Origin of the sequence: Xanthomonas arboricola pv. juglandis (genome assembly GCF_001013475.1) — a bacterium.
GTDB classification, from domain to species: Bacteria; Pseudomonadota; Gammaproteobacteria; order Xanthomonadales; family Xanthomonadaceae; genus Xanthomonas; species Xanthomonas arboricola.
Map to the genome: position 1 here is coordinate 905,165 of NZ_JZEF01000002.1, position 26,391 is coordinate 931,555.

The 26,391-nt window shown below is 65.8% G+C and carries 21 protein-coding genes and 1 pseudogene; 11 read left to right on the plus strand and 11 right to left on the minus strand.

Features of this window, described 5'->3' with window-relative positions:
* Positions 1-47: 47 nt before the first annotated feature.
* Complete coding sequence (locus XARJCFBP2528_RS09275) at positions 48-947, plus strand: NAD(P)/FAD-dependent oxidoreductase (protein WP_016902958.1); 900 nt, start codon at positions 48-50, stop codon at positions 945-947.
* Between the two features lie 65 nt (positions 948-1,012).
* Here the strand turns inward: XARJCFBP2528_RS09275 and XARJCFBP2528_RS09280 are convergent, their stop codons facing one another.
* Positions 1,013-1,558 carry a hypothetical protein gene (locus XARJCFBP2528_RS09280; RefSeq protein ID WP_016902959.1) on the minus strand — a complete coding sequence of 182 codons (546 nt, stop codon included), beginning with the start codon at positions 1,556-1,558 and terminating at the stop codon, positions 1,013-1,015.
* A 419-nt stretch (positions 1,559-1,977) separates the two neighbouring features.
* Between XARJCFBP2528_RS09280 and XARJCFBP2528_RS09285 the strand changes: the two genes are divergently transcribed.
* Positions 1,978-2,190 carry a hypothetical protein gene (locus XARJCFBP2528_RS09285; RefSeq protein WP_016902961.1) on the plus strand — a complete coding sequence of 71 codons (213 nt, stop codon included), beginning with the start codon at positions 1,978-1,980 and terminating at the stop codon, positions 2,188-2,190.
* Positions 2,191-2,361: 171 nt separating this feature from the next.
* Here the strand turns inward: XARJCFBP2528_RS09285 and XARJCFBP2528_RS09290 are convergent, their stop codons facing one another.
* Positions 2,362-2,916 carry a hypothetical protein gene (locus XARJCFBP2528_RS09290; protein WP_016902962.1) on the minus strand — a complete coding sequence of 185 codons (555 nt, stop codon included), beginning with the start codon at positions 2,914-2,916 and terminating at the stop codon, positions 2,362-2,364.
* A gap of 206 nt (positions 2,917-3,122) precedes the next feature.
* The gene (locus XARJCFBP2528_RS09295; protein ID WP_374057773.1) at positions 3,123-4,025 is read right to left on the minus strand and encodes a class I SAM-dependent methyltransferase; all 903 of its coding nucleotides are present in this window, start codon (positions 4,023-4,025) and stop codon (positions 3,123-3,125) included.
* 250 nt (positions 4,026-4,275) lie between these two features.
* On the opposite strand from XARJCFBP2528_RS09295, the gene XARJCFBP2528_RS09300 reads away from it, so the two are divergent.
* Positions 4,276-5,151: a DMT family transporter gene (locus tag XARJCFBP2528_RS09300; RefSeq protein ID WP_016902964.1), complete on the plus strand. Its 876-nt coding sequence runs from the start codon at positions 4,276-4,278 to the stop codon at positions 5,149-5,151.
* Between the two features lie 136 nt (positions 5,152-5,287).
* On the opposite strand, the gene XARJCFBP2528_RS09305 is transcribed toward XARJCFBP2528_RS09300, so the two are convergent.
* On the minus strand, positions 5,288-6,079 hold the full coding sequence (locus tag XARJCFBP2528_RS09305; RefSeq protein WP_016902965.1) for a transporter substrate-binding domain-containing protein: 792 nt from the start codon (positions 6,077-6,079) through the stop codon (positions 5,288-5,290).
* A 173-nt stretch (positions 6,080-6,252) separates the two neighbouring features.
* Between XARJCFBP2528_RS09305 and XARJCFBP2528_RS09310 the strand changes: the two genes are divergently transcribed.
* On the plus strand, positions 6,253-6,468 hold the full coding sequence (locus XARJCFBP2528_RS09310) for a hypothetical protein (protein WP_026064430.1): 216 nt from the start codon (positions 6,253-6,255) through the stop codon (positions 6,466-6,468).
* Positions 6,469-6,530: 62 nt separating this feature from the next.
* Here XARJCFBP2528_RS09310 and XARJCFBP2528_RS22330 read toward each other — a convergent pair.
* Positions 6,531-7,636 (minus strand): annotated as a pseudogene (locus XARJCFBP2528_RS22330) (expansin EXLX1 family cellulose-binding protein); the annotation flags it as partial.
* Positions 7,637-7,835: 199 nt separating this feature from the next.
* Here XARJCFBP2528_RS22330 and cycA point away from each other — a divergent pair.
* Positions 7,836-9,212 carry a D-serine/D-alanine/glycine transporter gene (gene cycA / locus XARJCFBP2528_RS09320; RefSeq protein WP_016902968.1) on the plus strand — a complete coding sequence of 459 codons (1,377 nt, stop codon included), beginning with the start codon at positions 7,836-7,838 and terminating at the stop codon, positions 9,210-9,212.
* A 149-nt stretch (positions 9,213-9,361) separates the two neighbouring features.
* On the opposite strand, the gene xopV is transcribed toward cycA, so the two are convergent.
* Together xopV and XARJCFBP2528_RS09330 are read right to left on the minus strand one after the other, a co-directional pair.
* The gene (gene xopV / locus XARJCFBP2528_RS09325) at positions 9,362-10,384 is read right to left on the minus strand and encodes a XopV/AopV family type III secretion system effector (RefSeq protein ID WP_047124597.1); all 1,023 of its coding nucleotides are present in this window, start codon (positions 10,382-10,384) and stop codon (positions 9,362-9,364) included.
* Between the two features lie 430 nt (positions 10,385-10,814).
* Positions 10,815-11,510 carry an AIM24 family protein gene (locus XARJCFBP2528_RS09330; protein ID WP_016902971.1) on the minus strand — a complete coding sequence of 232 codons (696 nt, stop codon included), beginning with the start codon at positions 11,508-11,510 and terminating at the stop codon, positions 10,815-10,817.
* Between the two features lie 203 nt (positions 11,511-11,713).
* Here XARJCFBP2528_RS09330 and XARJCFBP2528_RS09335 point away from each other — a divergent pair, with 203 nt between their 5' ends.
* The 3 genes from XARJCFBP2528_RS09335 to XARJCFBP2528_RS09340 all read left to right on the plus strand — a co-directional run bounded on the left by XARJCFBP2528_RS09335 (position 11,714) and on the right by XARJCFBP2528_RS09340 (position 13,004).
* Positions 11,714-11,953, plus strand: a complete 240-nt coding sequence (locus tag XARJCFBP2528_RS09335; RefSeq protein WP_144422389.1) for a hypothetical protein — start codon at positions 11,714-11,716, stop codon at positions 11,951-11,953.
* 91 nt (positions 11,954-12,044) lie between these two features.
* Positions 12,045-12,206, plus strand: a complete 162-nt coding sequence (locus XARJCFBP2528_RS23980; RefSeq protein WP_016902973.1) for a hypothetical protein — start codon at positions 12,045-12,047, stop codon at positions 12,204-12,206.
* 21 nt (positions 12,207-12,227) lie between these two features.
* Positions 12,228-13,004, plus strand: a complete 777-nt coding sequence (locus tag XARJCFBP2528_RS09340; RefSeq protein ID WP_016902974.1) for an arabinan endo-1,5-alpha-L-arabinosidase — start codon at positions 12,228-12,230, stop codon at positions 13,002-13,004.
* 145 nt (positions 13,005-13,149) lie between these two features.
* On the opposite strand, the gene treA is transcribed toward XARJCFBP2528_RS09340, so the two are convergent.
* Both treA and XARJCFBP2528_RS09350 read right to left on the minus strand, forming a co-directional pair.
* Positions 13,150-14,823: an alpha,alpha-trehalase TreA gene (gene treA / locus XARJCFBP2528_RS09345; protein WP_047124598.1), complete on the minus strand. Its 1,674-nt coding sequence runs from the start codon at positions 14,821-14,823 to the stop codon at positions 13,150-13,152.
* Between the two features lie 406 nt (positions 14,824-15,229).
* Positions 15,230-16,012 (minus strand): DUF72 domain-containing protein, encoded by a 783-nt coding sequence (locus XARJCFBP2528_RS09350; protein ID WP_047124599.1) that lies wholly within the window; start codon positions 16,010-16,012, stop codon positions 15,230-15,232.
* 108 nt (positions 16,013-16,120) lie between these two features.
* Here XARJCFBP2528_RS09350 and XARJCFBP2528_RS09355 point away from each other — a divergent pair, with 108 nt between their 5' ends.
* The gene (locus tag XARJCFBP2528_RS09355) at positions 16,121-16,873 is read left to right on the plus strand and encodes a DNA-formamidopyrimidine glycosylase family protein (protein ID WP_016902977.1); all 753 of its coding nucleotides are present in this window, start codon (positions 16,121-16,123) and stop codon (positions 16,871-16,873) included.
* A 280-nt stretch (positions 16,874-17,153) separates the two neighbouring features.
* Positions 17,154-18,167, plus strand: coding sequence for a hypothetical protein (locus XARJCFBP2528_RS09360; protein WP_026064432.1), 1,014 nt, complete (start codon positions 17,154-17,156; stop codon positions 18,165-18,167).
* 821 nt (positions 18,168-18,988) lie between these two features.
* Here XARJCFBP2528_RS09360 and XARJCFBP2528_RS09365 read toward each other — a convergent pair.
* Together XARJCFBP2528_RS09365 and XARJCFBP2528_RS09370 are read right to left on the minus strand one after the other, a co-directional pair.
* Positions 18,989-19,936 carry a GAF domain-containing protein gene (locus XARJCFBP2528_RS09365; RefSeq protein WP_047124600.1) on the minus strand — a complete coding sequence of 316 codons (948 nt, stop codon included), beginning with the start codon at positions 19,934-19,936 and terminating at the stop codon, positions 18,989-18,991.
* A gap of 313 nt (positions 19,937-20,249) precedes the next feature.
* On the minus strand, positions 20,250-23,129 hold the full coding sequence (locus XARJCFBP2528_RS09370; RefSeq protein ID WP_016902980.1) for a M16 family metallopeptidase: 2,880 nt from the start codon (positions 23,127-23,129) through the stop codon (positions 20,250-20,252).
* Between the two features lie 315 nt (positions 23,130-23,444).
* On the opposite strand from XARJCFBP2528_RS09370, the gene XARJCFBP2528_RS09375 reads away from it, so the two are divergent.
* The gene (locus tag XARJCFBP2528_RS09375) at positions 23,445-26,156 is read left to right on the plus strand and encodes a sensor domain-containing diguanylate cyclase (RefSeq protein WP_162200821.1); all 2,712 of its coding nucleotides are present in this window, start codon (positions 23,445-23,447) and stop codon (positions 26,154-26,156) included.
* The last annotated feature ends 235 nt before the right edge of the window (positions 26,157-26,391 follow it).

A 26,391-nucleotide genomic window follows, 5' to 3' on the forward strand; every position in this document is an offset into this window, starting at 1 on the left:
ATGTAACATCGAAAAGTACATAAAGCGGATTTCAACCGGGAGCGGACATGCAGCACCACGTGATCATCATTGGCGGCAGCTATGCCGGACTGTCGGCCGGGCTACAGCTGGCGCGTGCCCGGCGTACGATCCTGGTGATCGATAGCGGCCAGCGCCGCAATCGCTTTGCCACCACCTCGCACGGGTTTCTCAGCCGCGACGGTGCATCACCTGCGCAGATTGCCGAGACCGGACGTGCGCAGCTGCTGGCCTATCCGAGCGTGCAATGGGCCGACGGCCAGGTGACACGGCTACGCGGCGAGGCGGAAGCCTTCGAGGTGACGCTGGCCGATGGCTCCACGCATACCGCGCGTCGCGTTGTTTTGGCGATGGGGGTGGTCGATCGTCTGCCGGCGCTGGCCGGCCTGGCGCAGCGCTGGGGAACGCAGGTGTTCGTCTGCCCGTACTGTCACGGCTATGAGCTGGGCCAGGGGCGCATCGGCGTGCTCGCCACCTCCGCCTTTGCGGTGCATCAGGCGGCCATGCTGCCGGACTGGGGTGCAACACAGCTGTTCTTGAACGACGCGGTGGTGCTGGAAGAGGCACAGCACGCGCACTTGCAGGCACGTGGCGTGCACGTGGTGGGCGGCGCAGTGGCGGCGCTGCAAGGCGACGGCGACGTGCTGGAGCTGGTGTTACGGGATGGACAGGTCTGTGCGCTGGATGGCTTGTTCATCACCACCCAGACCGAACTCAGTGCCTTGGCCGCATCGCTGGGATGCAGCACCAGCGATGGGCCGCTGGGCCGTCATATCGCGGTGGATGCCATGCAGGCCACTTCAGTGCCGGGTATCGCTGCCTGCGGTGATGTGGCCAACCCGGCGGCATCGATCGCCTTTGCGGTTGCCAGCGGCGCAATGGCCGGCGTGGCAACGCATCGCTCGTTGATGTTCGGTCTGAGCAACTGAGCGGCGTGTTGCGATCAACCCATGCAGACCATGCCGGCCTGCAGGGGAGATCGTGGCTGCGCTGCTTACTGGCTGACTTCCTGCATCGCAATCTTGTGCTGCTTGGAATACGCGCGCTGCGCGGTATTCAGCGCTTCCATATCGGTGTTGAGCTGGGCGGACACGGTTTCCAGATCCTTGGCCAACGGCGCCAGCTCGGCGTTGCCGTAGCCGTTGGGCAGGGCCGCCACGCGTTCGAGCGCGGCCATCATCGCGTCGGCACGCTTGAGGTAGGCCGACAGCTTGCCGTCCAGGTCCTTGGCGTTGTCGGGCACGCCCGAGGCCACGGCGGTATTGGCCTGCGCGTTGGCGGCCAGTGCCTTGCGCTGGCTGCCCAGTGCGGTCTTGTAGCTGTCCAGCGGCTTGTGCGCGACGGCATCGGCCACCAGGCTCTGCCCGCGATCGCCCGACACCCACGGGTCGATGATGGTGACCGCGCCATTCCAGACCGAGATGTTGTGTAGCAGGTAGTCGCTGGAGGAGAGCTTGGAGGCGCCGGTGGTGGTACCGCCACCGCAGGAAGCCAGCAGCAGACTGAGAGAGACAAGCAGGAAGGTGGTGAACGTCTTCAAAGCGAAAGATCCTTGGTACGAGGCCGTTGTCGCCACTGCATGGCGAAGACGGCAAAAACCCCAAGGAAGCGCCCGGACAATCCATGTTGCATTGTTGCTGGCCATCTTCCCTGAGACGAATGCAGCGTGGAGCATTCCATTCACTCTGAGCGAGTGCGCTGCGCCATCAGTATAACGGCCGCGCGCAGCCGGCAGGTGCGTGTCATGCGCTCGTTGCGCGACCACCAGGTGCTGCATGCGTGCGATGGATGGCCTCGGCCGGTTGCGCTGCGCGTACACTGCGCCGCCACCATCGAACCGATGCCTGCGTGAAAAAAAAGCGGCCCAAATCACCGCCACCTGCGCCAGCTCCCGCAGCATCCCGGATCCACGAATGGATCATCGGCGGTGGAGCCGTTGTCGTGGCGATCGCCTGTTGCATGCGGCTGTGGCTGGTGCTGGAGGCGATCGTCACGGGGCGCTATATCAGCGTCATCCGCGGCCGGCCGACCAGGATCTTCTACGCGGATGCAGACCCGCAGCGGTTCTGGATCGCCGTCTGCTGGGATGCGTTGCTGACCAGTGTGCCGTTGGCGATCATCGCCTGGTTCACCTACGTTGCCTGGACGACGTACCGACGCGGCAGGCGATGACCTGCGCGGTGGTTGCACAGCATGCGCAACTGCGGTGCCGCACTGTCGACGACGACGCGGCTGCGCAGGCGTGCGGCAAGCCGCTGTTTGGTACACGGTGTTGATCAGCCGTCGGGTCACAGGGCCGTGGCGACCGTTTGCGCCGATCGATGCCTGCGCATCATGCGGCCATCAGGGCTGTGTCTGCTTTTGCTTTTGCTTGCGTGATGGCGGCTGCGTCTCGCGCTTGGGCCAGGTGTCATAGCTGTAGACGAACTGCTTCTGATCGCCTCCCATGGTCGGGTCGCAGTGCCAGGAACTGGCGACGCTGCCGGGTTCCAGCACGCCATCGACTTCGCGCACGGCCTGCGCTTCGAACGCGCAGATCGCCCCGTACAGCTTGATATCCCAGTCCGGCGCAGAGGTGGGGTGGGCGTGTTGCACCAGCACGATGTCGCTGCCGTGGAAATGGTGCACCTGGGCGCCGTGTTGGCGATTGGTGCTGAAGTAGCACGGTGCGCCGATGCCTAGCGGGAGCACTTCGTCATCGCGCAGGATTGCGCACTTGCCGGCGTGTTCGCCCAGGCGAATCGTACGCCCGGCAAGGACCGCGGTGGTCACCGGATGGCGGGTGGTGACTTCGGACATGGGCTGCGGCGGCGACGACGTCTGCGGCGCGGTCTGCGCGTGTGCGCCGGTCATCACCAACAGCGCGGCGAGCAACCAGGTCGGAAAGCGGATGCGCATGCAACGTCCTTGTCGTGGGCGCTGCAGTATCGCAGATCCGTTTGCTGGTCAGGCGTGGCTGGCACACCGGCTGCACTCCAGGCAGACGGAGGCGGCCAGTGCCCGGGTCGGCATCTGTCTGCTGCATTGCGGCTTGGCGTGCAGCGCCGACCTGCAGCTGGCCGCGACCGATCTGCGCATTTTCAGTTGCCGCAAAAATCCCGCAATCAGCGCCGCGCCGGCAGCGTCGCCAGCACACCATCCAGCGCCAGTTGCGTGCTGAAGCCGGCCTTGCTCAGGCGTTTGCTCACTTCGTTGGGCACATCGCGCCCGCTGGTGAGCCGGTTGGGCGCGCCGGTGTAATGGAACAGGCGGCCGCCACGACGCAACACCCGCGCCAGCTGGTCATAGAACAGCTGCGAATACAGCTCGCCGGCAATGCCGAAGCGCGGCGGGTCGTGCAGGATGGCATCGACCGAATCGTCTGCCAGCGTGGTGATGTGCTGCGAGATATCGGCGTGGGTCAGCTGCAGGCGTCCGCCGTAGGCGGCATCGTCCGGGTCCGGCGACCAGGGATTGAGCGTGCGCAACCACAGTACGTCGGCATTCTTTTCGAACGAGTGCAGCTGCGCCACCCCGGCCTCCAGGCAGCAGGCGGCGAAGTAGCCCAGCCCGCCGCAGGTATCCAGCACGATCTTGCCGCGCGGGTCGACCAGCGCCACCTTGCGGCGCGCATCGTCGAACGGCGACAGCTGCGCCGACGGCAGCATCTTGATGCCATCGATCTCGAAGGTGGGCGCACCCCATTCGGTGGGAACGAGCTTGATCAGCGCACCGCTGAAACGCGAGATCGGGGCGAAATCATCACCGTCCCAGAAGTACAGCGTGCGCTCCTTGAACTTGCCCGGATACGGGTAGCCCCTGCCGCGCCACTGCCAGGTCTGCGCATCCATCTGCGCGGTGCCGGTACTGCGGCCCAGGTCCAGCGAGCCGGTCCATTGGGTCAGACCACTGCCGCGCGCGGCAAGCAGCGCCTGGGCATCGGAGGAAATGAGTAATGGGCCGGAGTAGTGGGGCACGAGTCGCTGGTCTGGTGGGCGCGCGTCACGCGCGCTGCTGGTGCGAGGGATGGACTGGCATCGTAACCGACCCCATCACGCATGCGCATCCAGCGCAGCGTCGGCATGATGGCGCGGCGGCGCAGCGGCGCTTATCTGCAGCGACACGAGCCGCCGGGTCGTCTGCGACGGTGACGGTGCGATACATGAGCCGTCGTACCCGGATGCGTGCGCCGATTCCTCTGACGCACGCCGCACCGCATACTGCGCACTGCCCCCGTCGACATGTTGTCCGATTGGCGCCAACCGTGGAGGATCGGCAATGCTGAAGGGTGTGTTGTTGGGGTTTGCCTGTTATGCGGCCTATTCGATCAGCGATGCGTTCGTGAAGCTGCTGGAAGGCACGCTGCCGGTCTACGAAGTGCTGTTTCTCGGTGCACTGCTGATGCTGGTGGCCGTGCCATTTTTGAAGAAGCCGGACGACCGGTTGCGCGAACTGGTGATGGCCAAGCAACCCAGCCTGTGGCTGTTGCGTGCGCTCACCGGTGCCATCGGCAACCTGACCTCGGTGATTGCGTTCACCACCTTGCCGATGGCCGAGGCGTTTGCGCTGATCTTCCTGATGCCGATCTTCGTCACCGTGCTGTCGGTGGTGTTCCTCAAGGAAGAAGTGCACTGGCGGCGCTGGTCGGCGGTGATCGTCGGCTTTATCGGCGTGTTGATCGTGCTGCGCCCGGGCTTTCGCCATCTCACCCACGGGCATGTGGCCGCGATCGTGTGTGGCCTGGTCGGTGCGATCTCGGTCATCACGCTGCGCATGGCCGGGCATAGCGAAAAACGCCTGACCTTGTACGGCGCCGGGGTGATCGGCCCGTTGGTGATGGGCGGGATCATGATGTTGCCGACCTTTGTCTGGCCCACGCTGTATCAGTGGGGGCTGTTGGCCGGCTACGGCCTGCTTGCCGGCCTGGCGGCGATCTGCCTGATGTACGCCACGCGCATGGCGCCGGTGAGCGTGGTTGCGCCCACCCAATACAGCCAGATGCTGTGGGCGATCGCCTTCGGCTACCTGCTGTTCCACGACCACCTGGACTGGCCGATGGCGGTCGGCATCGCACTGATTCTGGGCGCGGGCCTGTTCACGCTGATCCGCGAGGAGCAGGTGTCGCGGTGGTGGCGGCGGACCAAGATTGTTTGAGGGCGGCGCTGTGCGCCGCGGGAATGGAGAGTCGGGAATGGGGAATCGGAACGGCGGTGCTTCGAACTGCCGCGCTGCGCTCGATGCTATTACGATTTCCGATTTCCGATTTCCGATTCCCGATTCCCGATTCCCGCTACGGCGCAGTGGATTCCTTGCGCGGTGCGCGCCAGGTTTCAACGATGCGCGCGTACTCGCCGCTGGCCTTGCTCAGGTGCAGCCACTGGTCGACGTACGCTTTCCAGGGCTGGTCGTTGCGCGGTAGCAGGAAGGCTTTTTCGCCGTATTGCAGCGGCTGCTCCGGTGCGATTGCGCACAGGTCGGGCAGGCGTGCCTGCTGGTGGAGCGCTTCGGAGGCGTCGGTGATCATCACGTCCGCGCGCTGCTGCAGCAGCTCCTGGAAGATGGTGGTGTTGTCGGCGAACAGGCGCAGGTGTGCGCGCGGCAATTGTTGGCGCGCGAAGGCCTCGTTGGTACCGCCGGGCGGTTCGATCACGCGCACGTCGGGTCGATTGAGTTGCGCGATGTTGCGGTAACGCGTCTGGTCGGCGCAGCGCACCAGCGGGATCTTGCCGTCCACGTCCAGCACCGTGCTGAAGCTGGCCTGGCGTTGCCGCTGCAAGGTCACCGAGATGCCGCCGACTGCAATGTCGCAACGATCGGCGAGTAGATCGGGCATCAGTTGCGGCCAGCTGGTGCGTACGAATTGCACGCGTGCACCCAGGCTGGCGCCAAGCGACTGTGCCAGCGCGATGTCGCTGCCTTCGAATTGCCCGTTTGCGCGCAGCAACGAATAAGGACGATAGTCGCCGGTGGTGCATACGCGCAGCACGCCGGATTGCAGCACTGCATCCAGACGTGAGGCAGGCTCGGCAGCCTGCGCGCTGCCGCAGGTCAGCAGGAATGCGAGCAGAGTGCGATAACGCATGGTTTGGCCTCGAAGATGAGTCGTCATGATAACGATGGACTACACCGCTGGTTTCGGCGCGTTTTCAACAAACGCACGTCAACAGCGTGTCAGCGCGGCGATGCTCAGGCTCACGGCGCGCTAGCGTTGTGCGGCCTAGCGTTGATGCACCACTGAACGCAACGGAGTCGTCCATGCATCTCAATCCACGTACTGCTCGCCCGATGACCACATTCACCACAAGCGTGGCGGGGCATGGCACGCCCGATCCGGATACCAACGAAGAAGAAATTCCGTTGGAGGAGCAGGCGCCGCAGCAAGGCGGTTTGCGCGAGGAGGTAGGCGATCTGGAAGAGGATGACGATCAGGCACTGCCGGGCCGTGTAGGTGGTGGGCTTGCTGGGGGCTAGTAAGTGTTGGTTGCTGGGCTGCGTTTTGCGATTTGATTAACACGTCCGATTTGATTAACACGTCAGGGGAACTGCACGTTGCCCGGTTCGAAGTACACAGGCTTGTTGCCGTCTTCTGGCAGCGCGGGAATGGTATCGAGGATGGCCTTGCCACGGATATCGGTGATGCGAATGGACAAGGGCTGGTTGCCGAGCTGCTCGCCGAGGAAGTGGTTGTAATCCATCTTTTGCAGGCTCTTCCAGCTGCTGCCTTGTTTCACCTCAAACTTGACCACCGGGTAGGCGTGGTTACGCACCTGGATCGCGGCCCACCAGCGCGAGCTGCCTTCCTTGATGCGGTATTGCACGTTGCCGGTGATGGGTGCGCGCACGATCTTCCAGCTGATCGGGATGCGCCCTTGCACCATGTCGCCGATTGCAGCAAAGGCATTCGGTGATAAGTCCAGGCCGCCGGATGCGCCGTCCGGATACAGGTCGGTGACATAGACGACGGTCTTGCCCTTGGGGCCGGTCACTTCCAGATACGCGCCGGCAAGTGCGGCCTTGACCCCACCGAAGTTCATCTGGGTCGGGTTGAGTGCGGTGATGAACGCGTTGCTGGGAATCGGATCCAGCAGGACCGCACCGCCGGAATAGCCGGAGCCGGTGTAGGTCGCTGTGCCGCTGAAGGTGCTGTTCCAGGTGGTCGCCTTGCTCGCGTTGGCGGTGCTCGCGCTTTTTGCGGATGCGCTGGCAGATGTAGCTGTCGCCCATCCCCACGCTTGATGCAGGATCTGCAGCTTGTCGCTGCGCGGGCTGCCATCGCTGGCGAGCAGGCCGCCATTGTTGGCATTGCCTACTTCCCAGCTGCCCAGAAAGGCACTGCGCATGCCGGTGCTTGCCAGATAGCCGCTCAATGCCTGTTGCCATGCGGGGTCGCGCGGGTCGCCATCGCCCAGGGCGCCGCGCGTGAGGCGATGCGATTCCAGTCGGCATCTGCGCTGTTTCCGGCCCAGGTGGCATTGCGGTAACCGCTGCTGCCCAAGTCGATGCCGATCACGCCGGCGTTCTTGGCGTAGCGGGTAGCGAAGGTGCTCAAGCCGGCTGTCCAGGCTTGCTGCTGCGTGCCCAACTGCGGTGAGAAGTTGTCACAACCGCCATCGGCGAATGCGAGCAGGGCTTGCATGCCGCTGCCAGGGCGCAGCCTAAGCTGCATGGTGCAACACGGTGCGCGCAACCCGCACTGTGCGCACCGCAGCATGGCGCTGTCCGCTCGGCATGCGCAGGCGTATTTGCCGGCCTACCCGGCGTTGGTGTTCAAACCGCTGGTGCGCGCTGCCGCGATCTCGTATTTTTGATGGCTTGTTCACTTGCCGGTGCCGTGCCCCATGTCCGATCCGTCCGCGCCCGATCATCTGCAACGCAGTCTCTCCAATCGCCACCTGCAGCTGATCGCCATCGGTGGCGCGATCGGCACCGGGCTGTTCATGGGTTCGGGCAAGACCATCAGCCTGGCTGGCCCGTCGATCCTGTTCGTCTATCTGATCATCGGGGCGATGCTGTTCTTCGTGATGCGCGCGATGGGCGAGCTGCTGCTGTCCAACCTGGAGTACAAGTCGTTCATCGACTTCTCCACCGATCTGCTCGGGCCGTGGGCCGGGTTCTTCTGCGGCTGGACGTACTGGTTTTGCTGGATCATCACCGCCATCGCCGATGTCATCGCGATTGCGGCGTATGCGCAGTTCTGGTTTCCGGGATTGGCGCCGTGGATTCCGGCCATCGCGTGCGTGTTGTTGTTGCTGAGCTTGAACCTGGTGACGGTCAGATTGTTCGGCGAGATGGAGTTCTGGTTCGCGTTGATCAAGATCGTCGCCATCGCTGCGTTGATCATCACTGGCGCCGGGCTGGTGGCGTGGGGCTTCCGCTCGCCCTCGGGCAATGTGGCCTCGCTGTCGAACCTGTGGAACGACGGTGGCATGTTCCCGATGGGCATTGGCGGGTTCTTCGCCGGTTTTCAGATCGCGGTGTTCGCCTTCGTCGGCATCGAGCTGGTCGGCACCACTGCGGCGGAAACTGCAGACCCGCGCCGCAACCTGCCCAAGGCGATCAACTCGATCCCGGTACGTATCCTGATTTTCTACGTGCTGGCGCTGATCGCGATCATGGCGGTGACGCCGTGGCGGCAGGTGGTGGCCGACAAGAGCCCGTTCGTGGAGTTGTTCGTGCTGGCCGGCGTGCCGGCGGCGGCCAGCCTGATCAACTTCGTGGTGCTGACCTCGGCCACCTCCTCGGCCAATAGCGGCATCTTCTCCACCAGCCGCATGCTCTACGGCCTAGCCGAGGAGCAGCATGCGCCCAAGGGCTTCGCCAAGCTCTCGCGCGCAGCGGTGCCGGCGCGTGGGCTGCTGTTCTCCTGCGTATGCCTGTTGCTGGGCGCGATGCTGGTGTATCTGATCCCCAACCTGGTCACTGCGTTCACGCTGGTCACCACGTTGTCGGCGGTGCTTTTCATGTTAGTGTGGTCGCTGATCCTGTGCGCCTATATCGCGTATCGGCGCAAGCGCCCGGAGCAGCACGCGGCCTCGGCATTCAAGATGCCCGGTGGCGTGTTGATGTGCTACGTGTGCCTGGCGTTCTTCGCCTTCGTCATCGTGCTGCTGACCTTGCAGGCCGACACGCGCCAGGCTTTGCTGGCCAGTCCGGTGTGGTTCCTGCTGCTGGCGATTGGCTACGGAATCAAGCGGCTATCGGAGCCAAAGCACTGATCTGCAGGTCTGCCTGGCAGCAGTGCGATATGAGGTACGGCGGTTGCCGCATGTTTGCACTAGGCGTCATTCGAATGACGCCTAGTGCGCATGCAGCACTGGCCATCTTCCCGGGACGATCACGGTTTGCTCATGCGCGCGGGTATCGCTCAGGTTGCGAAAGGTGAGGTATCGAATCGACCGTCCTGGGCGTCGTCCCTGGACTGGCCTTGTGCTTGCGCCGCCTTCTGCATTGCGCCGGGTTGATGTCGCAGTGCGACGGGCTCTTTCTTCAACCATTTCGGTGTCACCGCCAGGCCATACTGCGCGAAGATGTCAGCGACCCGCGCAAGATGCCCGGGCGTGCGATCCGCATACTCGCTGAAGCGGCCGGAATCGTTATCGATGCACAGTTCGCCGTGTTCGTCGTAATAGAGCGTGCCGCAGATGCGGGCTTCGGGGATCAGGCGATTGCCTTGCCACGGTTCCTGCCATGGCTGACCCCCGATCAGGGTGACGTGGCCTTGCGCGAACGGTTGCTTCTTTTTGCGTGCCTGCTTGGTTGTCATCGGCTCATCCAGGGGCACGCCCGGATGCACCTCGCCGATCACCAGGCTGCCGTTCTTTGCGATGTTCCATTTGTATTCGACTTTCTTCTCGCGGAGATCGTCCAGCCGTAGGCGCTGCGCGAGCGAGGCTTGCGAGGTGCCTGCAGGGTTTCTTTCGGTATGTGCATGGAACGTTGGCGTGCTCAACATGCGCTGGGTCTGATCGCTGCGCAGGTTGAATCGCGCAGCCAGCGTGGAGGCATCACTGCGATCTGCCGCGCCCAGCGCCGGGGCGGTGGAGACGAACAGGCGTGTCGGATTGATCTTCACCCGCGCGCGGCCGTCGCCGAGATTCTCTATTTCCTGCTTCTGGATTGGCGTTCGATGGACGGTCCCTTGCTCGGTCTCGAGCAGCTTTCCGCGTGCCGGCTGAGCGCTGCCGAACAGCGCGTCGAGGCGTTCACTGTCTGTCGGGAATGCCGCTGCGGATGCCGCAGCTGACTTGCTGCGGCGCAGGCGTGGCAGCCTCTCGAGCGGCCCGCCGGCGGGCGCGGCGCCACGCTGGGAGATTGCGCTGGGGCCCGGCGGATCGATGCCATCCGGTGCTGCGTGTGCTGTCGGGGAAAGGGTTGCGGAGACTTTCATGTGATTGCTCCAGTGGGTCAAAGCACACTGTCGGACGGAACTGTGCGTCTGCGCAGGCACGATTCCGAATTGATGTGGGGCTCGGCGAAACAGGGTCACAAGCCATTGCCGGCAAGGAAGCAGGGCATCGCTGGTTCTGCAGCTGACTGGCGCTGCGCTGCTGCAGCGCCAGGCGCGGTCTTTGCCTGCGCCGGCATTGACGCTGGATTGGACGCAGAGGATGCTCGGCGTCCATTCGCAACCGAACGCGCGCGCTCGCATGATTACGATCCATGGCGTTACCGGGAAGGCCCTCGCGCCCAGGGGCGCTCCTACAGGGTGGCTGGGATGCGCAGCTGTCACTGCGCACTGCGCCGTGACTGGAAAACTGACCAGCTGCGTAGCATGCAACCAGGCGATGCGCATTGTTGATTGCTGCCGGGGGTCTGGATCAGCCCTTGGCCTGGAAGCTGGCCTCTTCATACGGCTGCACCACCACCCAGCCTTCGCCGGCAAAGCGCATCTGCAGGCTTTCGCCAGAGCCGCGGCCGAACAGCGTGCCGATCGACACGTCGGTGACCAGCTCCGGGGACAGCGTGCCCGACCAGGCCACGGTGGCATTGGGGTCGGTGAACACCGGGCCGCTGGCGGCGGTGACCGGCAGGGTCAGCGGCTCGTAGTGCGAGGTGATGGCGACGATGCCGTGGCCGCTCAGGCGCACGTTGAACAGGCCGCCGGACAGCATGCCGGCCACCTTGCGCATCATCGTGATCTTGTGCTCGACGCCGGATTCGAACGCCAGCACGTCGTTGCCGTTGACGAAGATCGCCTCGCCATTCAAACGCAGCAAGGTCACCAGCTTGCCGAGGTCGGCCAGATACACCCGGCCCTGGCCTTCGGCCTTCATCAGCTGCATGCCTTCGCCGCTGACCGCCTTCTTCAGCAGATTGCCCAGGCCCTGTTCCAGCAATCCCTCGCGGGTAAACTTGACGTTGCCGGTGCGCGCGACCATGGCGCCGGCCTTGGACCACACCATGCCGTCGAGGCGCACTTCCAGCAGGTGCGGGTTTTCCAGTTCGAACGGATCGGGGCTGACGTCCTTTTCCTTGGAATGGGCGAGAAATGCGTTGAGCGTGCGTACGGCCATGGGTCCGTCCTGGAGGGTGAAAGAGTGCGCATGATACGCGGCAGGCCTGTATCTTCGAAGCGTACTGGTGTGCGCGTCGCTGTGCGTGTGCACAGATGGCGCGCCGATGTTGCGGCGCACATGGTGCTCAGTCAGCGCGTCGCGCGCGATGACAGCCACAACCAGGTGCCCATCCATCAAGATCTGTGCGTCGTGGTGAAGTGGTGCTGCAGCTTTTTGCAGCGTCATGGATGCGGGGTGGCATCGACGCACTGCACGACGATGAAGAGATAACGCCGATACGCCACTGGTGCAGTGACTCTATGCGCGCCACGCTCCAGCATATGAAATCTCAGCTGCGTTACACAGTTCGGCACGAAGGCACGTCGCAAATAAAACAACCGCTCGGCCTGCACCGTGCTTCTGAGATCGGCGTCGGATTCGTGGCATTGCTGCAGGGCTAGATTGCTCCTGCAGAAAACGTCTTTACGTTGTTCAAGGAGTTGGGCGATGCGCGTTGTTGGTGGCAGTCGAGTGGAAGGGGGCTGGTCTGGAATGTCGCTGCGTGGTGGCGCGATCGCGTCGCTGTTGGCCCTGGCCGCTGCTGCCACTGGCTTGCATAGCGCACCCGCGCAAGCGGCAGTGGGGCCGGGTGTGGTGAGCGGCGACACCATCGTGCACGATCCGTCGATGCTCAAGCTGAGCGATGGGCGTTAGTACATCTATGCCACCACCGGCGTGGTCACCAGTACCGACCGCACCAAGTTCAGCAATGCGGGCGCGATCTTCAGCAGCATGCCGAGCTGGGTGCGCAGCTACAACCCGGACAACCAGTTGTGGGCGCCGGATGTGTCCTTCCACGGTGGCAAGTATCTGATGTATTACACCGCCTCCAAGTTCGCCACCAATACCTCGGCGATTGCGCTTGCCAGCAGCAGCACCGGCAAGCCTGGCTCGTGGAAGGATCAAGGCATCGTCTACACCTCCAAGAGCAGCGACGACTACAACGCCATCGACGGCAATCTGGTGGTGGACGGCAATGGCAAGTGGTGGTTGGCGTTTGGCTCGTTCTGGTCGGGGATCAAGCTGATCCAGCTCGATCCCGGCACCGGCAAGCAGCTGTCCGGCAACACGACGCGCTACAGCCTGGCGAGCCGGCCGTCCCCGGGCGCGGTGGAGGCGCCTTTCATCCAGCAGGCCAATGGCTGGTACTACCTGTTCGTGTCGTTCGATGCGTGCTGCAAGGGCGGCAGCAGCACCTACAAGATTGCGGTGGGGCGTGCGCGCTCGGTGACCGGGCCGTACCTGGATCGCGCCGGTGTGGACATGCGCAACGGCGGCGGCACGGTGATCCAGTCCGGGTTGGGCAGCATGCATGGGCCGGGCGGGCAATCGGTGTTCCGCGATGGCGACGGCGACATCCTGGTCTACCACTACTACGACGACCGCGGCGACGCGCGCCTGGGCATCAACCGGCTGGGTTACGACGGCAGTGCATGGCCGGTGGTGCAGTAGCAGCAACCAATCGAACACGCTGCTGCGCGCTGCACTGGCGCAGCGATCAGGCGATGGATGGTGCAGCGATCCGCCGGTGTTGCCGACTGCAGAACCGCAAGGCCGCCAGGGCTGCCGGGCAGTGCCCGGCAGCCCTGGCGCACACTCAGCGCGCGGCCGCTTCGGGCTTGCGCGCGCGTTTGGCCGGCGCCGGCTTGGTCGCTGTGTCCGGGTATAGATTCAACAGCATCAAGGTGACGCCGTTGGTCCAGCCGAAGCCGTCCTGCAGCGCGTATTCGCCACCGCCGCCGCCGGCCGCATCGGCTTCCAGACCGTATTTTTCGACCAGCTTGTGTTCGCGCGCGAACAGCGCCTGCACCTGGGTGAGGAAGCGCTCGCCGATGGTGCGCGCCAGCGCGTCTTCGCCGTAACGGCGCAGGCCGTCCACCGCCACCCATTGCAGCGGTGCCCAGCCATTGGGCTCGTCCCACTGCTGGCCGGTCTTCACTGCGGTGGTGGCCAGGCCACCGGGGCGCAGCAGGCGCGCACGCACGGTGCTGGCGGTGCGTTTGGCATGCGCGTCGGTCGCCAGGCCGGTGAACAGCGGATACAGCGCCGCGGCCGTGACCTGGTCGCTGAGCTTGCGGGTCTGCCAGTCGTAGTCGGCGTAGTAACCGGCCGCGTTCCACAGGTGCGCATCGATGGCCTGCTTGCGGCGCAGTGCCAGCGCCGCATAGTCCTGCGCGCATTCGGCACCCGGCTGCGCACAGGCCTGGGCCAGGGTGCGCTCCAGGTGATACAGCAGGCTGTTCAGGTCGATCGGCACGATGGCGGTGGTGCGGATGGTGCGCAGGTTCTGCCCATCGGCCAGCCAGCGGCTGGTGTAGTCCCAGCCGCTCTCGGCGCCGGCGCGCAGGTCGCGGTAGACCTCGGCGGCCGGGCGGTCGCCGGCCTCGGCGGCGGTGCGGGTGTCGTGCAGCCAGGCTTCCGGGCGCGGGGTGTCGCGCTCGTCCCAGTAGCGGTTGAGCAGGCTGCCGTCGGCCAGACGCACCACATGGCGCGCGGCCTGGCCAGGCTGCAGGTCTTCGCTGCCCTGCATCCAGTAGGCGTATTCCTTCCGCAGCTGCGGCAGGTAGCGCTGGTAGACCGCTTCGCCTTCCACGCCGGCCTGCAGTTCCACCATGTAGGAGAAGAACGGCGGCTGCGAGCGGCTCAGGTAGTAGCTGCGATTGCCGTTGGGGATATGCCCGTAGGTGTCGATCAGGTAGGCGAAGTTGTCCAGCATCTGGCGGCTGAGCGTGGTCTCGCCGCTCTTCACCAGGCCCAGCATGGTGAAGTAGGAATCCCAGTAATACACCTCGCGGAAGCGCCCGCCCGGCACCACGGATGGATGCGGCAGCGCCAGCAGGCTGCTGTATGGCGGCACGTGGGTCTGGCTGCGCACCAGCTTGGGCCACAGCTCGTCGATGTGTTCGCGCAGCGCGGTGTCCTGGCGGATCGCGTCGGTCTGCACCGGCGGCGACTCTTCGAAATTGGCGTCCACGAACTTGCGCAGGTCGAAACCGGGGTGATCGTACTGCGCCAGATAGTCGGCGTTGATCAGCGCCGGGTCGCGCAGCGGCAGGAAGTCGACGAAGTGCTTCTGGTCGTCGAACAGCTCGCCGCTCTGCACCGCCTGGAACAGTTCCGGGTAGGCCAGGTCGGGCGTGGGCGGTGTGGCCGCCGGTGCGTTGACGACCTGGGTGTCCATGGGCGCGGCGGTCAGCGTGCAGGGGGCCACGAACATGCTCAGCGACAGGCCAAGCAGCGACGTGCAGCACGGGGGCGCGGCAGAACTCATGGCATCTCCAGAACGGGCAGTGACGTGCGGCATGGTAAACGACCGAAGTGGCGGGCGGGGCCGGACGACGGTGTCGGCAGGCGACAGGCTTCGCACGGAGACGACTGGATTCAGCAAGGTGATCCGACGCGGTGCTGCAGGTGGTTGCGCGGGTTGCGTTGCCGATTCAGGCCTATCGGCCCGGATCGAGGCAGCTTGAGCCGTGTGCAGACCGCGTCGGATTGCCGACATTGCTGCAAGATGCGCGCCACAGCGCGCGGCGGGCGGCACTGCCTGTGCACGGCAGCCGGCGGACGTGGGAACGGCCCGCAGCAGTTCGGCCTTGCTCGCCTGACCAATTGCAGCGCCGCGTGGACGCGCCCGGCGGCACGCCGGATAAAGCCAGATGGCGTGCCGTCCTCGCGCGTCAGCCTTGGTGCTCCCGATCGGTCTGCAACAAACGCTGCAGCTGCAGCGCGTTGGGCACCGCCAGCCCGGCGGCGGTATTGTCGAAGATCACCCAGCGTTCTGCCTGCGGGTGCGCTGCGTCCTGCGCTGCGTTGCGCACCGCGTCGGCCAGTGTCTGCAGCGCACTGTCGTCGTAGCTGCTGTAGTAGATGCGCGGTGCGCCATGCCAGCGCCAGTACTGCGGGCCGGCTGTCGCACCCGGTGTGGCGGCGTCCGGCACCGGCGCCGGATCGGCGGCGCAGCGTGCGATGCGGTGGCGTGCCAGCAGCGTCTGTGCCTGCGGGAGAAACCAGCTGGCATGGCGCGGTTCGCAGACCACGCCGCCGTCCCAGCGCCGCCGCAGCATGGCGAAAAACCTGGCCGCCACCGGCGCATCGAACACAGCGCTGGGCGGCAGTTGCAGCAGCAGGCAGCCCAGTCGCGTACCCAGCGCACCGGCCTGGGCGAGGAAGGCATCCAGCAACGGACCCACACCCTGCAGGCGTGCATCGTGGCTGATGCTGCGCGGCAGCTTGACCGAAAAGCGGAAATCCTCCGGCACGCTCTCGGCCCAGCGTGCATAGGTACTGGCACGGTGCGGACGATGGAACGAGGAGTTGATCTCCACTGCATCAAAACGTGTGGCATAGCGCTGCAGGACGCTGGCACCATCACCGAATGCGGCACGGTCGGCGGCCGGAATCGACCAGCCTGCGCAGCCACAGCGCATGCGCGGCAGGGCGATGGATGAACGAGCCTGCATGAGGTGTACGCAAGATCGGGTGGGCAGCACTCTATGCATGCGCGCATGTCAGCGTTGCGTGTGCACTGCGCTCACGGCCGACTCACCGACGACTTCGATACTGGGCGCATGCCTGAAGGTCCTTCCCTTGTCATCCTGCGCGAGCAGACCGAAGCGTTTGTCGGCCGCAAGATCCTGCGCGTGTCCGGCAACAGCAAGCAGGACATCGCGCGGCTGGAGCAGCAGAAGGTGCTGGCGCTACGCAGCTGGGGCAAGCACTTCCTGATCGAGTGCGCGCAGTTCAGCGTGCGCATCCACTTTTTGTTGTTCGGCAGTTATCGCATCGACGAGGACAAGCCGAATGCGGTGCCGCGTCTGCGCCTGGAGTTTTCCAAGGGCCAGCGGTTGAATTTCTACGCCTGCTCGGTGCAGTTCATCGAGCGCCCGCTGGACGAGGTCTACGACTGGACCGCAGATGTCATGAACCCGCTCTGGGATGGCGCGCAGGCACGGCGCAAGTTGCGCGCCGCACCCGGCATGTTGGCCGCCGATGCGTTGCTGGACCAGACCATCTTTGCCGGCGTCGGCAATATCATCAAGAACGAAGTGCTGCATCGCATCCGTGTGCATCCGGAAAGCACGTTGGGCGCATTGCCGGCGCGCAAGCTCGGCGAACTGGTTACCCAGGCGCGCGCGTACAGCTTCGACTTCTACAGCTGGAAAAAGGCCTTCGTGCTGAAGAAGCATTATCAGGTGCATACCAAAACCAGCTGCCCGCGCGACGGCGCGCCGCTGCAGTATCGAAAGCACCTGGGCAAGGCCGGGCGGCGGGCGTTTTTCTGCGAGGTCTGCCAGCGGCTGTACCGTCCGGAGGATGACTGAGCATGTGCGGCCCGCACCCTGGCCAGTCGGCATCGACCGGATGTAGGGCGAACGACCGCCGCCACAGCCTGCAGGATCCATGCCGCCGGGGCAGGGCAGCGCCTGTCGGCAAGCAGCGGGCGTCGGCCGCCACGCTCGCTAATGTGAATGGCGGCTGGCGCCTGCGGCCCAGACAACGAATTTCAAACGCGCGCAAACGCCACGCCCGCTAGATTTGCGCGTCCTGCACCGGGTTCACGGTGCGGCGTGCGCATCTCTCATCTCATCGGTCTCCCGCATTGTGATTACCCGCAGGAAGGAAACGGTTGTCCCGCATGTCGCCGCTGTCGCATGCACGGGCGCCATCCTGTTCTTTCTTGCCTGCCTGTTGCTGTATATGCCGCCGCCACGCGACACGGTGCGACACGACGACAGTTTGCAGGTGTATTTCGTGCCGCGTCCGCAGTTGACGCTGCCGGCGCCGATGACACCGCCGCAGCAACGCGACTCCACACCGCGCGCGGCTCCTGCCGCGGCCTCATCCGCGCGCAGTGCGCCACCGCCGACACGTACCCCACCGCCGCAGCGGCAGGTGGCCGCCGCCAACGCGCCCGCTGGCGAATCGATGGCGGCCCAGCTCTACACCCGCGAAGGCCGCTTGCGCATGCCGCGCGATGCGCAGGTCGACCCGCTGGCGCAGGCCGGCGCCGCGGTGCCGCCGGGCATGGCCGACGAACGCGCGCAGGCCAAGGCGCGCAATGTGATGGAACGGGTCAATCCGGTGCAGTACCAGGACACGCGCTTTGCCAAGGACTGGAAGAGCGACGGCACGCTGGGCGATGTGGCGATGCAGGAAATGAATCGCGGCATGAAGAAATTCAACGACATGCTCAACGGGCCGCAGACGCAGGTGGCCAAGGCGCGACCACCGCCGGATGTGCGCTTCAACCCCGCGCTGGCCGGCAATCAGGCCGAGGTGGGCAGCGAGGCGACCGGCGATGCCTACAAGGCCGCGCCGATCGCGCACGAGACGCCGCCCGATCTCAAGGGAGAAGCCAGCCGCCGCATCCGCGAGGCGTTGGCCGCGCTGGAGCAACGCAGCGCGCGTTGCGATGCATCCAAACGCAAATCCCTGTTGTCGCCGGTGCGCACGCACCTGGGCGATCTGGAGCGTGCCGAGCATGCCTTGAACAACGGCGCCGACCCGGTGATGGCCGCACAGATGCTGCCGCGCCAGGCCGACAGCGCCTACGATCTGGCCCGCCGCGCGCTGTGGTACGCGGACCGCCAGTTGAAGCAGTGTGCGATCGGGTGAGTGGGTCAGTGAATGCGGTTGGGTGCAGCTGACCAGGAATGGCGGGCAACCCCGCTCTAAAGCTGTCTCGATGGCGGCAACGCATCGGTCACACTCGCAGCGTTGACGCGTGACGGCGAGTGAGTCGATTGCGCGGTGCCCTCACCGCTCGCGGGACCCGCCGTGAGTCCGTCCAAGGAGGCTCCTTGGCGGCATGCATGCCGCCAAGGGTCGCGCAACCGGCAAGGACACCGCATTAGAAAGTTGGTCGGCGGCCAGGTGAAAACCTGATTGCTGCTCGGCTTGCGATGGGAAGATTTTTGGCCGCACGACGATCCGAACAACGCGGATCAAGCACTGCTCTTACCGTGCACACCGACCATCTCGCCTGGTCCTTGCCCGCTCACCGTCGCGGGACCTTACGCGGCATGGATGCCGCGTAAGCGCCCACAAGGATGTACTTGCGGCGTGTCCTGCGATGGTGGGTGGGCAAGGACCCTGCAGCCAAACCGCAGATCCGCAGCTCTGCACCCGACTCACCCACACCGCTCAATCACCTGGTCGCCGCGCGAAGTGGAAGTGGACGAGCGGCGCTGCGCGCCACCTTCTCCCGGAGAAGCGAAGCGTCCCGACAGGAATTGGAGAAGTAAGGCAGCTTCGTCAGATATCGGGACTAAAATCCCCTCCCGCCGGGGCGAGAAGGCACGGCTTTCGCGGCAAGGGCGCGTGCGCCTTGGAACGCCCGCGACGCAAGCGCGGTTGGAGGCGCGCAGCGGGAGTTGTGAGGGCACATCTATGAAGCGGCAGATCAGCCGGCAGCCGGACTGTCGCCCCGCGCTACATCAGGCGCTGAGGCCGTCCCGCGCCAGACTCTGGCGGTAACGGTCTTTCTCCGCACTCAGTGCGACTTCCGCGCGCAGGAACACCTGCCCGATCGGCTCGTCGCCACGGGTTGCCTGCGCCTGGCCGATCAGCACCGTCAGCCCGTGCGCATGCTGCTGCTGGGCGATGTCGCGCAGGCGCTGCAGTTTCTGTTCGGCATTGGGATCGCGCAGCACGGCGATGAATTCGGCGCTGTCGGTCACGCGGTCCACACTGTCGCCGTTGGCTTGCGCCTGTGCGGCCAGGGCCTGGTCGAGCTGTTGCAAGGCGCGGCCCAGGAGCCGCTCGCTCTGTTTTTCGGCCAGCGCGGCCAGTTCCTGCACTTCCAGAATCACCAGGTAATAACCGGTGTCGGCCGCCGCCGGGGCGGCAACCGGTGCCACCGGCTGCAGGATCGCCTCGCGCTCAAGCTGCAACTCGCGCTTGCGCTCGTCCAGCAGGCGCATGGTGACGCGTGCCAATGCCTGCAGCCCGGTGCGTTGAATGTCGGTGAGCGTGCGCGGCTCGGTGTCGAGCACGCAGACGGTGCCCAATGCCACGCCGTCGGAGGTGACCAGCGGCATGCCGGCATAGAAGCGCGCGCCGGTCTCGCCGGTGACCACCGAGACATCGGCAAAGCGGCTGTCCTGGGTGAGGTCGCGCACTTCCATCAATTGCTCGGGACTGCGGATGGCGTGATCGCACACTGCCTGGCTGCGGTCGGTCTGCTGCATGCCCAGGCCGAGCTGGGCCTTGAACCACTGGCGGTCGCGATCGACCAGCGACATCAGTGCGATTGGTGTGTTGCACAGCGAGGCCGCCACCTGCACCACGTCCTGGTAGGTGTCCTCGGGCAGGCTGTCGACGATGCGATAGCCGTCCAGGACCTGTTGGCGGGAGGCTTCGTCAGCCAGGGGCATTTGCTTCATCGAATAAGCCAGGCAAGCGCGAGCGAGAAAGATGTAACGATACCGGCACCGCCGATAACGCGGCGTGGATTTGCCATGCGCCCGAGCACGGCCTGCAGGGCGGATTCAGATCCGCATCCCCGTCGTGCTGCGCAGGCTAGGGGGATATGGAGCCGGCGGACTGAAGCGCCGGCGCGAGATTTCAAACCCGAGTGCGATGCCTGCGCATTGCACGCAGGAACCGGGGAGTCATACGCACACGCACCATCGCGTACCGCGCATGTGGAAACGGCGCGGCTCGAAAGCCACGCCGTCGGTGTGCGACTGATCAGCCTCAGCGCTTGACCGGTTTGCCGTCCACGTCCAGCACCTGCACCTCACCCAGCTTGAGCGCACGCACCGGGGCTTCGATCTTCTTCAGGTCGCCCACGATCACCCAGGTCATCGCGTTGGGCGCGATGATTTCCTTGATGGCCTTCTGCGCGGCCGGCTGGTCGATCGCTTCCAGGCGCGGCTTGAGCGTCTGCACGTAATCGTCGGGGCGGTCGAACTGCACGATGCCTTCGATCGCACCCAGCACCGCGCCGGTGGTTTCGAAGCTGCCGGGCAGGGCGCGGATGCGCTGGTTCTTGATCTTCTCGATCTCGTCGGTGGTCAGCGGCTTGTCGCCGATGATCGCGGTGGCTTCCTTGAGGATCTCGTTGGCCGACTCGGCGGTCTTGTCGGTCTGCACCGGCGCGGAGAACATGTACGGCCGCTGGCCCTGCGCATCCAGCATGCGGGTACCGGCACCGTAGGCCCAGCGCTTGTTCTCGCGCAGGTTCATGTTCAGGCGTGAGGTGAAGGTGCCGCCGAAGGCGCCATTGGCCACGCCGATCGCCAGGTTGTCCGGCGCCTTGGTGGACGGTGCGAGCAGGCCGGCCAGAATCACCGACTGCGGCGCATCCGGGCGGTTGATCAGGTACACGCGCGGCTTGGGCTGCGCGGCGACCTGGACCAGGTTCTTCTTCGGCAACGGCGTGGCAGGTGCCTTCCAGTCGCCGAAGGCGGCATCGAGCTGCGGGATGATCTGCGCCAGCGTGGTGTCGCCGGCCACCAGGATGCGCAGGTTGTCCGGACGCAGCCACTGGCGGTGGAAGGCCTGCAGGTCCTGGGCGTTGAGGCTCTTGATCGCCGCCTCGGTGCCGCTGCCGGTGAGCGGGATGCCGTAGGGGTGGTTCTGGCCGAACAGCAACGGCGGCAGCGCACGCAGCGCCAGGCTGTTGGGCTGGGTCTTTTCCTGCGCAATGCCGGCCAGCCACTGGCCGCGGATGCGCTCGATGTCGGCAGCCTTGAAGGCCGGGTTGCGCACGATGTCGGAGAACAGCTGCAGCGACGGCTGCAGCTGGTCGTTGAGCGCATCCAGCGAGGCGCTGCAGCTGTCCAGATCGCAGCCGACCGCCGTGATCGCGCCCAGGCGCTGGCGACGCTGCGCCACTTCCACCGAATCCAGCGCGGCGGTGCTCTCGTTCATCAGCGCGGCGCTGAAGCTGGCGGTCCCGAGCTTGTTGCCCTGGTCGGCCGCATACCCGGCATCGAACAGCAGCTCCACCTGGGTGACCGGGATGGTGTGGCGCTCGGCCAGGATCACCTCGACGCCGTTCTTCAACTTGCCGCGCTGCAGCTGCGGGAAGCTCAGGTCGGGGAACTGGCTGGTCTGCGGCACGCCCTTGCTGCGGTCCAGCGTGGAGGCGGTGGTTTTGTACTTGCCGGCGGCCGGCAGCCTGGGCGCCGGCTTGCCGGGTTCTTCGCCACGCGCGACCACTGCCTTGTCTTCGGCGGCGGGGTCGAAATCCTTGCCGGCCGGCAGCACGGTGAGCAGATAGTCGCCCTTGCCGAACCAGGTGGCGGCGGTCTGCTTGACGCTGTCCACGGTGGCGGCCTGGCCGCGCTGCAGATCCTGCTTGTAGGCGCCCGGGTCGCCGCGGTAGACCTGGCCCTCGGCCAGGATCACCGCCTTGCCACCAAAGCCGCCGACCTTTTCCAGCCCGCGCACGAAGCCGGCGCGGTAGGCCACCTGCGCGCGCTGCAGCTCGTCGGCGGTCGGGCCCTGGGCGATGAACTTCTTGAGCTCCTCGTCGATGATCGCCTCGACCTTGGCCGGGTCCACGCCGTCCTTCACGTCGGCCTGGATCTGCACCTGGCTGGACAGCGCGAACGGCTGGATCGCCGCCGACACGTCATCGACCAGATTGTCCTGGTAGACCAGGCGCTGATACAGCCGCGAGGTCTTGCCGCCGCCGAGCACGGTGGTGGCCAGGTCCAGCTGGATCGCTGCATCGCTGCCCAGCTGCGGCGCGGCCCAGGTGCGGTAGATGCGCGGCTGCGAGACGTGGTCGTGCTGCACGCCACGCTTCTGCGCGGCCAGCGGGGTCACCCACGGCTGCTGGCGCGCCACCGGCTTGCCGGACGGGATGTCGCCGAAATACTGCAGCGCCTTGGCACGCGCCTGCGCCACGGTGATGTCGCCGGCCAGCACCAGGGTGGTGTTGGCGGCGCCGTAGTTGTCGTTGAACCACTGTTTGACGTCGGCCAGCGAGGCCGCGTCCAGATCTTCCATCGAGCCGATGGTGTCGTGCTGGTACGGGTGGTTGGCCGGGAACAGGTTGGACAGGATGTTCTGGTCCACGCGGCCATAGGGGCGGTTTTCGCCCTGGCGCTTCTCGTTCTGTACCACGCCGCGCTGGGTGTCGAGTTCTTCCTGGCCGATCGCACCGAGCAGGTGGCCCATGCGGTCCGATTCCAGCCACAGCGCGGTGTCCAGCGCGGTGGTCGGCACGGTCTCGAAATAGTTGGTGCGGTCGAACCAGGTGGTGCCGTTCATGTCGGTGGTGCCGACCTTTTCCAGCGGCGCGAAGAAGCTGCCCTTGTTGTTCTCCGAGCCGGAAAACATCAGGTGCTCGAACAGGTGCGCAAAGCCGGTCTTGCCGGCCGGTTCGTCGCCGGAACCGATGTGGTACCAGATGCTCACCGCCACCACCGGCGCCTTATGGTCCTCGTGCACCACCACGGTCAGGCCGTTGGGCAGGGTGAAGCGGGTGTAGCCGATCTCGGGAATGGCACTGCTGGCCGCGGGCTTGGACAGGCTGGCCGGGGCGGCAGCGACGGCGGGAGCAACGGTACCGGCAGCGACGCCGAGCACACCGGCGATCAACAGGGACAGCGGACGCAGCATGTGACACTCCAGAGCAGGACAATCGGCCGAGGGTAGTGGCTGCCTGTCGGCGTCGCAAATGCTGTCCGGCAGGGGGGGGATGTGCGACTACCGGCAGGATGGCGCGCGACGGGACGCCCGGGCCGGCGCTGGTCAGGGCGCAGCAACCGCAACATGTCCCCCCCCAGCGCGTCGGAGGTGGTTCCCATCCGGCACGGGCGTGATGGCGTGGCGGGTGCAGATGGCCGGTGTGCGGTGTGCACCACGCCCGGTGGGGCGATCGATTGCGCAGGCCCGGCACGTGCCCGGTCGTGTTTGGATCCTTCCAACATCCCGATGCCGGCAGATCGGGGGGGCGGGCTCGGCACCGGCACGCTGACCATCAGCAAGCAGGCCCGGCCGCACGCGCTCAAGTTGATCATCGCCTCGCCGTTACCTGGGGCGACCTACCTTGCCCAGACGTTGCCCGCCGATCACGCTATGACCCTTCTGTTGCCGCCCGTGCCGATTCCTGCCGACGACGCCCTGCGTGTGGAGGCGGTGCGTCGGTTGGGGGTGCTGGATACCGAGCCGGAGGCCGAATTCGACGACATCGCCTGGCTGGCCGCCAACATCACCGGCGCCCCGATGGCGCTGGTGTCCCTGCTGGACGCCGACCGCCAGTGGTTCAAGGCGCGTTGCGGCACCGATCTGGAAGGCACCCCGCGCAGCGCGTCGTTCTGCTCGTATGCGGTGATGGGGACCGAGCTGCTGGAGATCCCCGACGCCGAGGCCGACCCGCGCTTCGCGCTCAACCCGCTGGTCACTGCCGCGCCGGGCATCCGCTCGTATGTGGGCGTGCCGCTGGTCGGCCGCGAAGGCTATGCCTACGGCACCTTGTGCACGCTCAGCACCCGCTCGCGCGTGCTCGACGAGAACCAGAAGCAAGGCCTGATCCGTCTGGCGCGCCAGGCCGTCAGTCAACTGGAGGCGCGTCGCGACCGGCTGGCCGCGCAGGCGCAGCGGCAGACCCTGAGCCGTTTGCTGGAGGCCATGCCCGACGGCGTGGTGTCCTGCGACAGCGACGGGCTGCTGCATGAATTCAACCACGCTGCCCGGCAATGGCACGGCACCGATCCGCGCCTGTTGCCGCCGACGCAATGGGCGCAGCACTTCGATCTCTACAACGCCGACGGCAGTGCGCTGCTGCCCACCGAGGCCATCCCGCTGGTGCGCGCCTGGGCCGGCGAGCATGTGCGCAATGCCGAGATGGTGATCCGCGCCACCGGCCAGCCGGCACGCAGCGTGCTGTGCAATGCAGACCCGGTGGTCAGCGATCAGGGCGCGGCATTGGGTGCGGTATGCGTGATGCACGACATCACCCAGCTGCGCGATGCCTCGGCTGCGCTGGCGGGCGAGCGCGCACGCCTGCAGTCGCTGGTGGACGCCTCGCAGGATGTGGCGATCATCGCGTTCGATCCGAACGGGCGCATCAAATTGTTCAATCCCGGCGCCGAGCGCCTGCTCGGCTACACGGCGGACGAGGTGCTGGGCAGCTGCCCGGCGCAGTTCCATCTGCCGGCCGAGCTGGAGCGGCACATGGCCACGCTGGCGTTGTCGCCGCCGTCGTATCTCAAGCTGGCCGCCGCTGCCGCAGGCGACCTGCTCGAAGAAGAACTCTGGACCCTGGTGCGCAAGGACGGCGGACTGCGGCGCGTACGGCTGTGCTTCAACATCATCCACGACGCGCAGCAGGGGGTGTCCGGCTACCTGGCAATGGCCATCGACGTCACCGCCGAGCTGCAGGCGCAGGCCGCCGCGCAGCTGGCGGCCGAGCACTTCCGCGGTGCGTTCGAAACCGCCCCGCAGGGCATGGCGATCGTCTCGCTGGATGGCGACTGGCGCGACGTTAACCCGTCGCTGTGCAGCATCCTGGGATATCCGCGCGAGCAGCTGTTGCGGACCACCTTCCAGACCATCACCCATCCGGACGATCTGGACATGGACCTGCGCCTGGTGCAGGAACTGATCGACGGCAAACGCGACAGTTACAGCCTGGCCAAGCGCTACATCAGCCAGCAGGGTGCGGTGATCTGGGCGCAGCTGTCGGTGTCGCTGGTGCATTTCGTCTCGCAGATCCAGGACGTCACCGAACGCCATGTCGCCGCCGAACGCCTGGCCGAAAGCGAAGCGCGGCTGCGTGCGATCAGCGATGCCACCCCCACCCTGGTGGGGCACTACGATGCCGCGCAGCGCTGCCTGTTCGCCAACCAGGCGCATCGCGACTGGCTCGGCGTGGAGCCGGCCAGTCTGGTCGGCTGCGCGATCACCCAGGTGCTGGGCGAAGAGCTCGGTGCGGAGGCGCGCGCTGCGCTGGCGCAGGTGAGCGCCGGGCAGCGCGCCCACTTCGAACACGTCCTGCGTGGCGGCGCGACACCGCGCGATGTGGAAATCACCCTGGTGCCGGAAATGCAGGGCGCAGCGACGCAGGCGCAGGGATTCTTCCTGATGGCGCAGGATGTCACCGCGCACAAGACCCTGCATCGGCTGATGCACGAGCGCGCGACCCGCGACGCACTGACCGGCCTGCCCAATCGCCACGCCTGGTCCGAGGCGCTGCAGGTTGCGGTGACCCAGGCGCAACAGCAGCGGTGCGCGGTCGCGGTGATGTTCCTGGATCTGGACGGCTTCAAACGCATCAACGACGTCCACGGCCACCGCGCCGGCGACGCGGTGCTGGTCGCCTTCGGCCGCTGCCTGCAGCAGGCGGCCGAAGGCCGCTATCTGGTGGCGCGCCTGGCCGGCGACGAATTCGTGGTGTTGCTGGACAACCTGCAGGATCCGCAGACCGAATGCGCCGCCGTGGCAGACCGGATCCGCGCCGCATCGGCGGCGGGTGCCGTGTTCGGTGAGCAACATCTGCCGATTCGGTCCAGCATCGGCGTCGCCTGGCAACACGGCCAGCAGGCCGACGCTGCCAGCCTGATGCACGCGGCAGACGAAGCGATGTACGCCGTCAAACGCGCCCGCCACGGCAACGACAGCGCCGGCCGCGACGCCACGCGCTGACGCAGCGCATGCAGCAACACGCCCTTCTCCCAACAGGAGAAGGCACCCGCAGGGCGAGCGAGGCTAAGACTTACCCATAATCCCGCGTCAATCAGAGCACTCCCTTCTCCCCCCGGGAGACGGTGCCCGCAGGGCGGATGAGGGTACGGCTTACCCAGAAACCCGCGTCAATCGCATCGATGATGTTCACCACCCGCGATGTTGAAGCCTATTATCTCGGTCGTCTGGAGAGGTG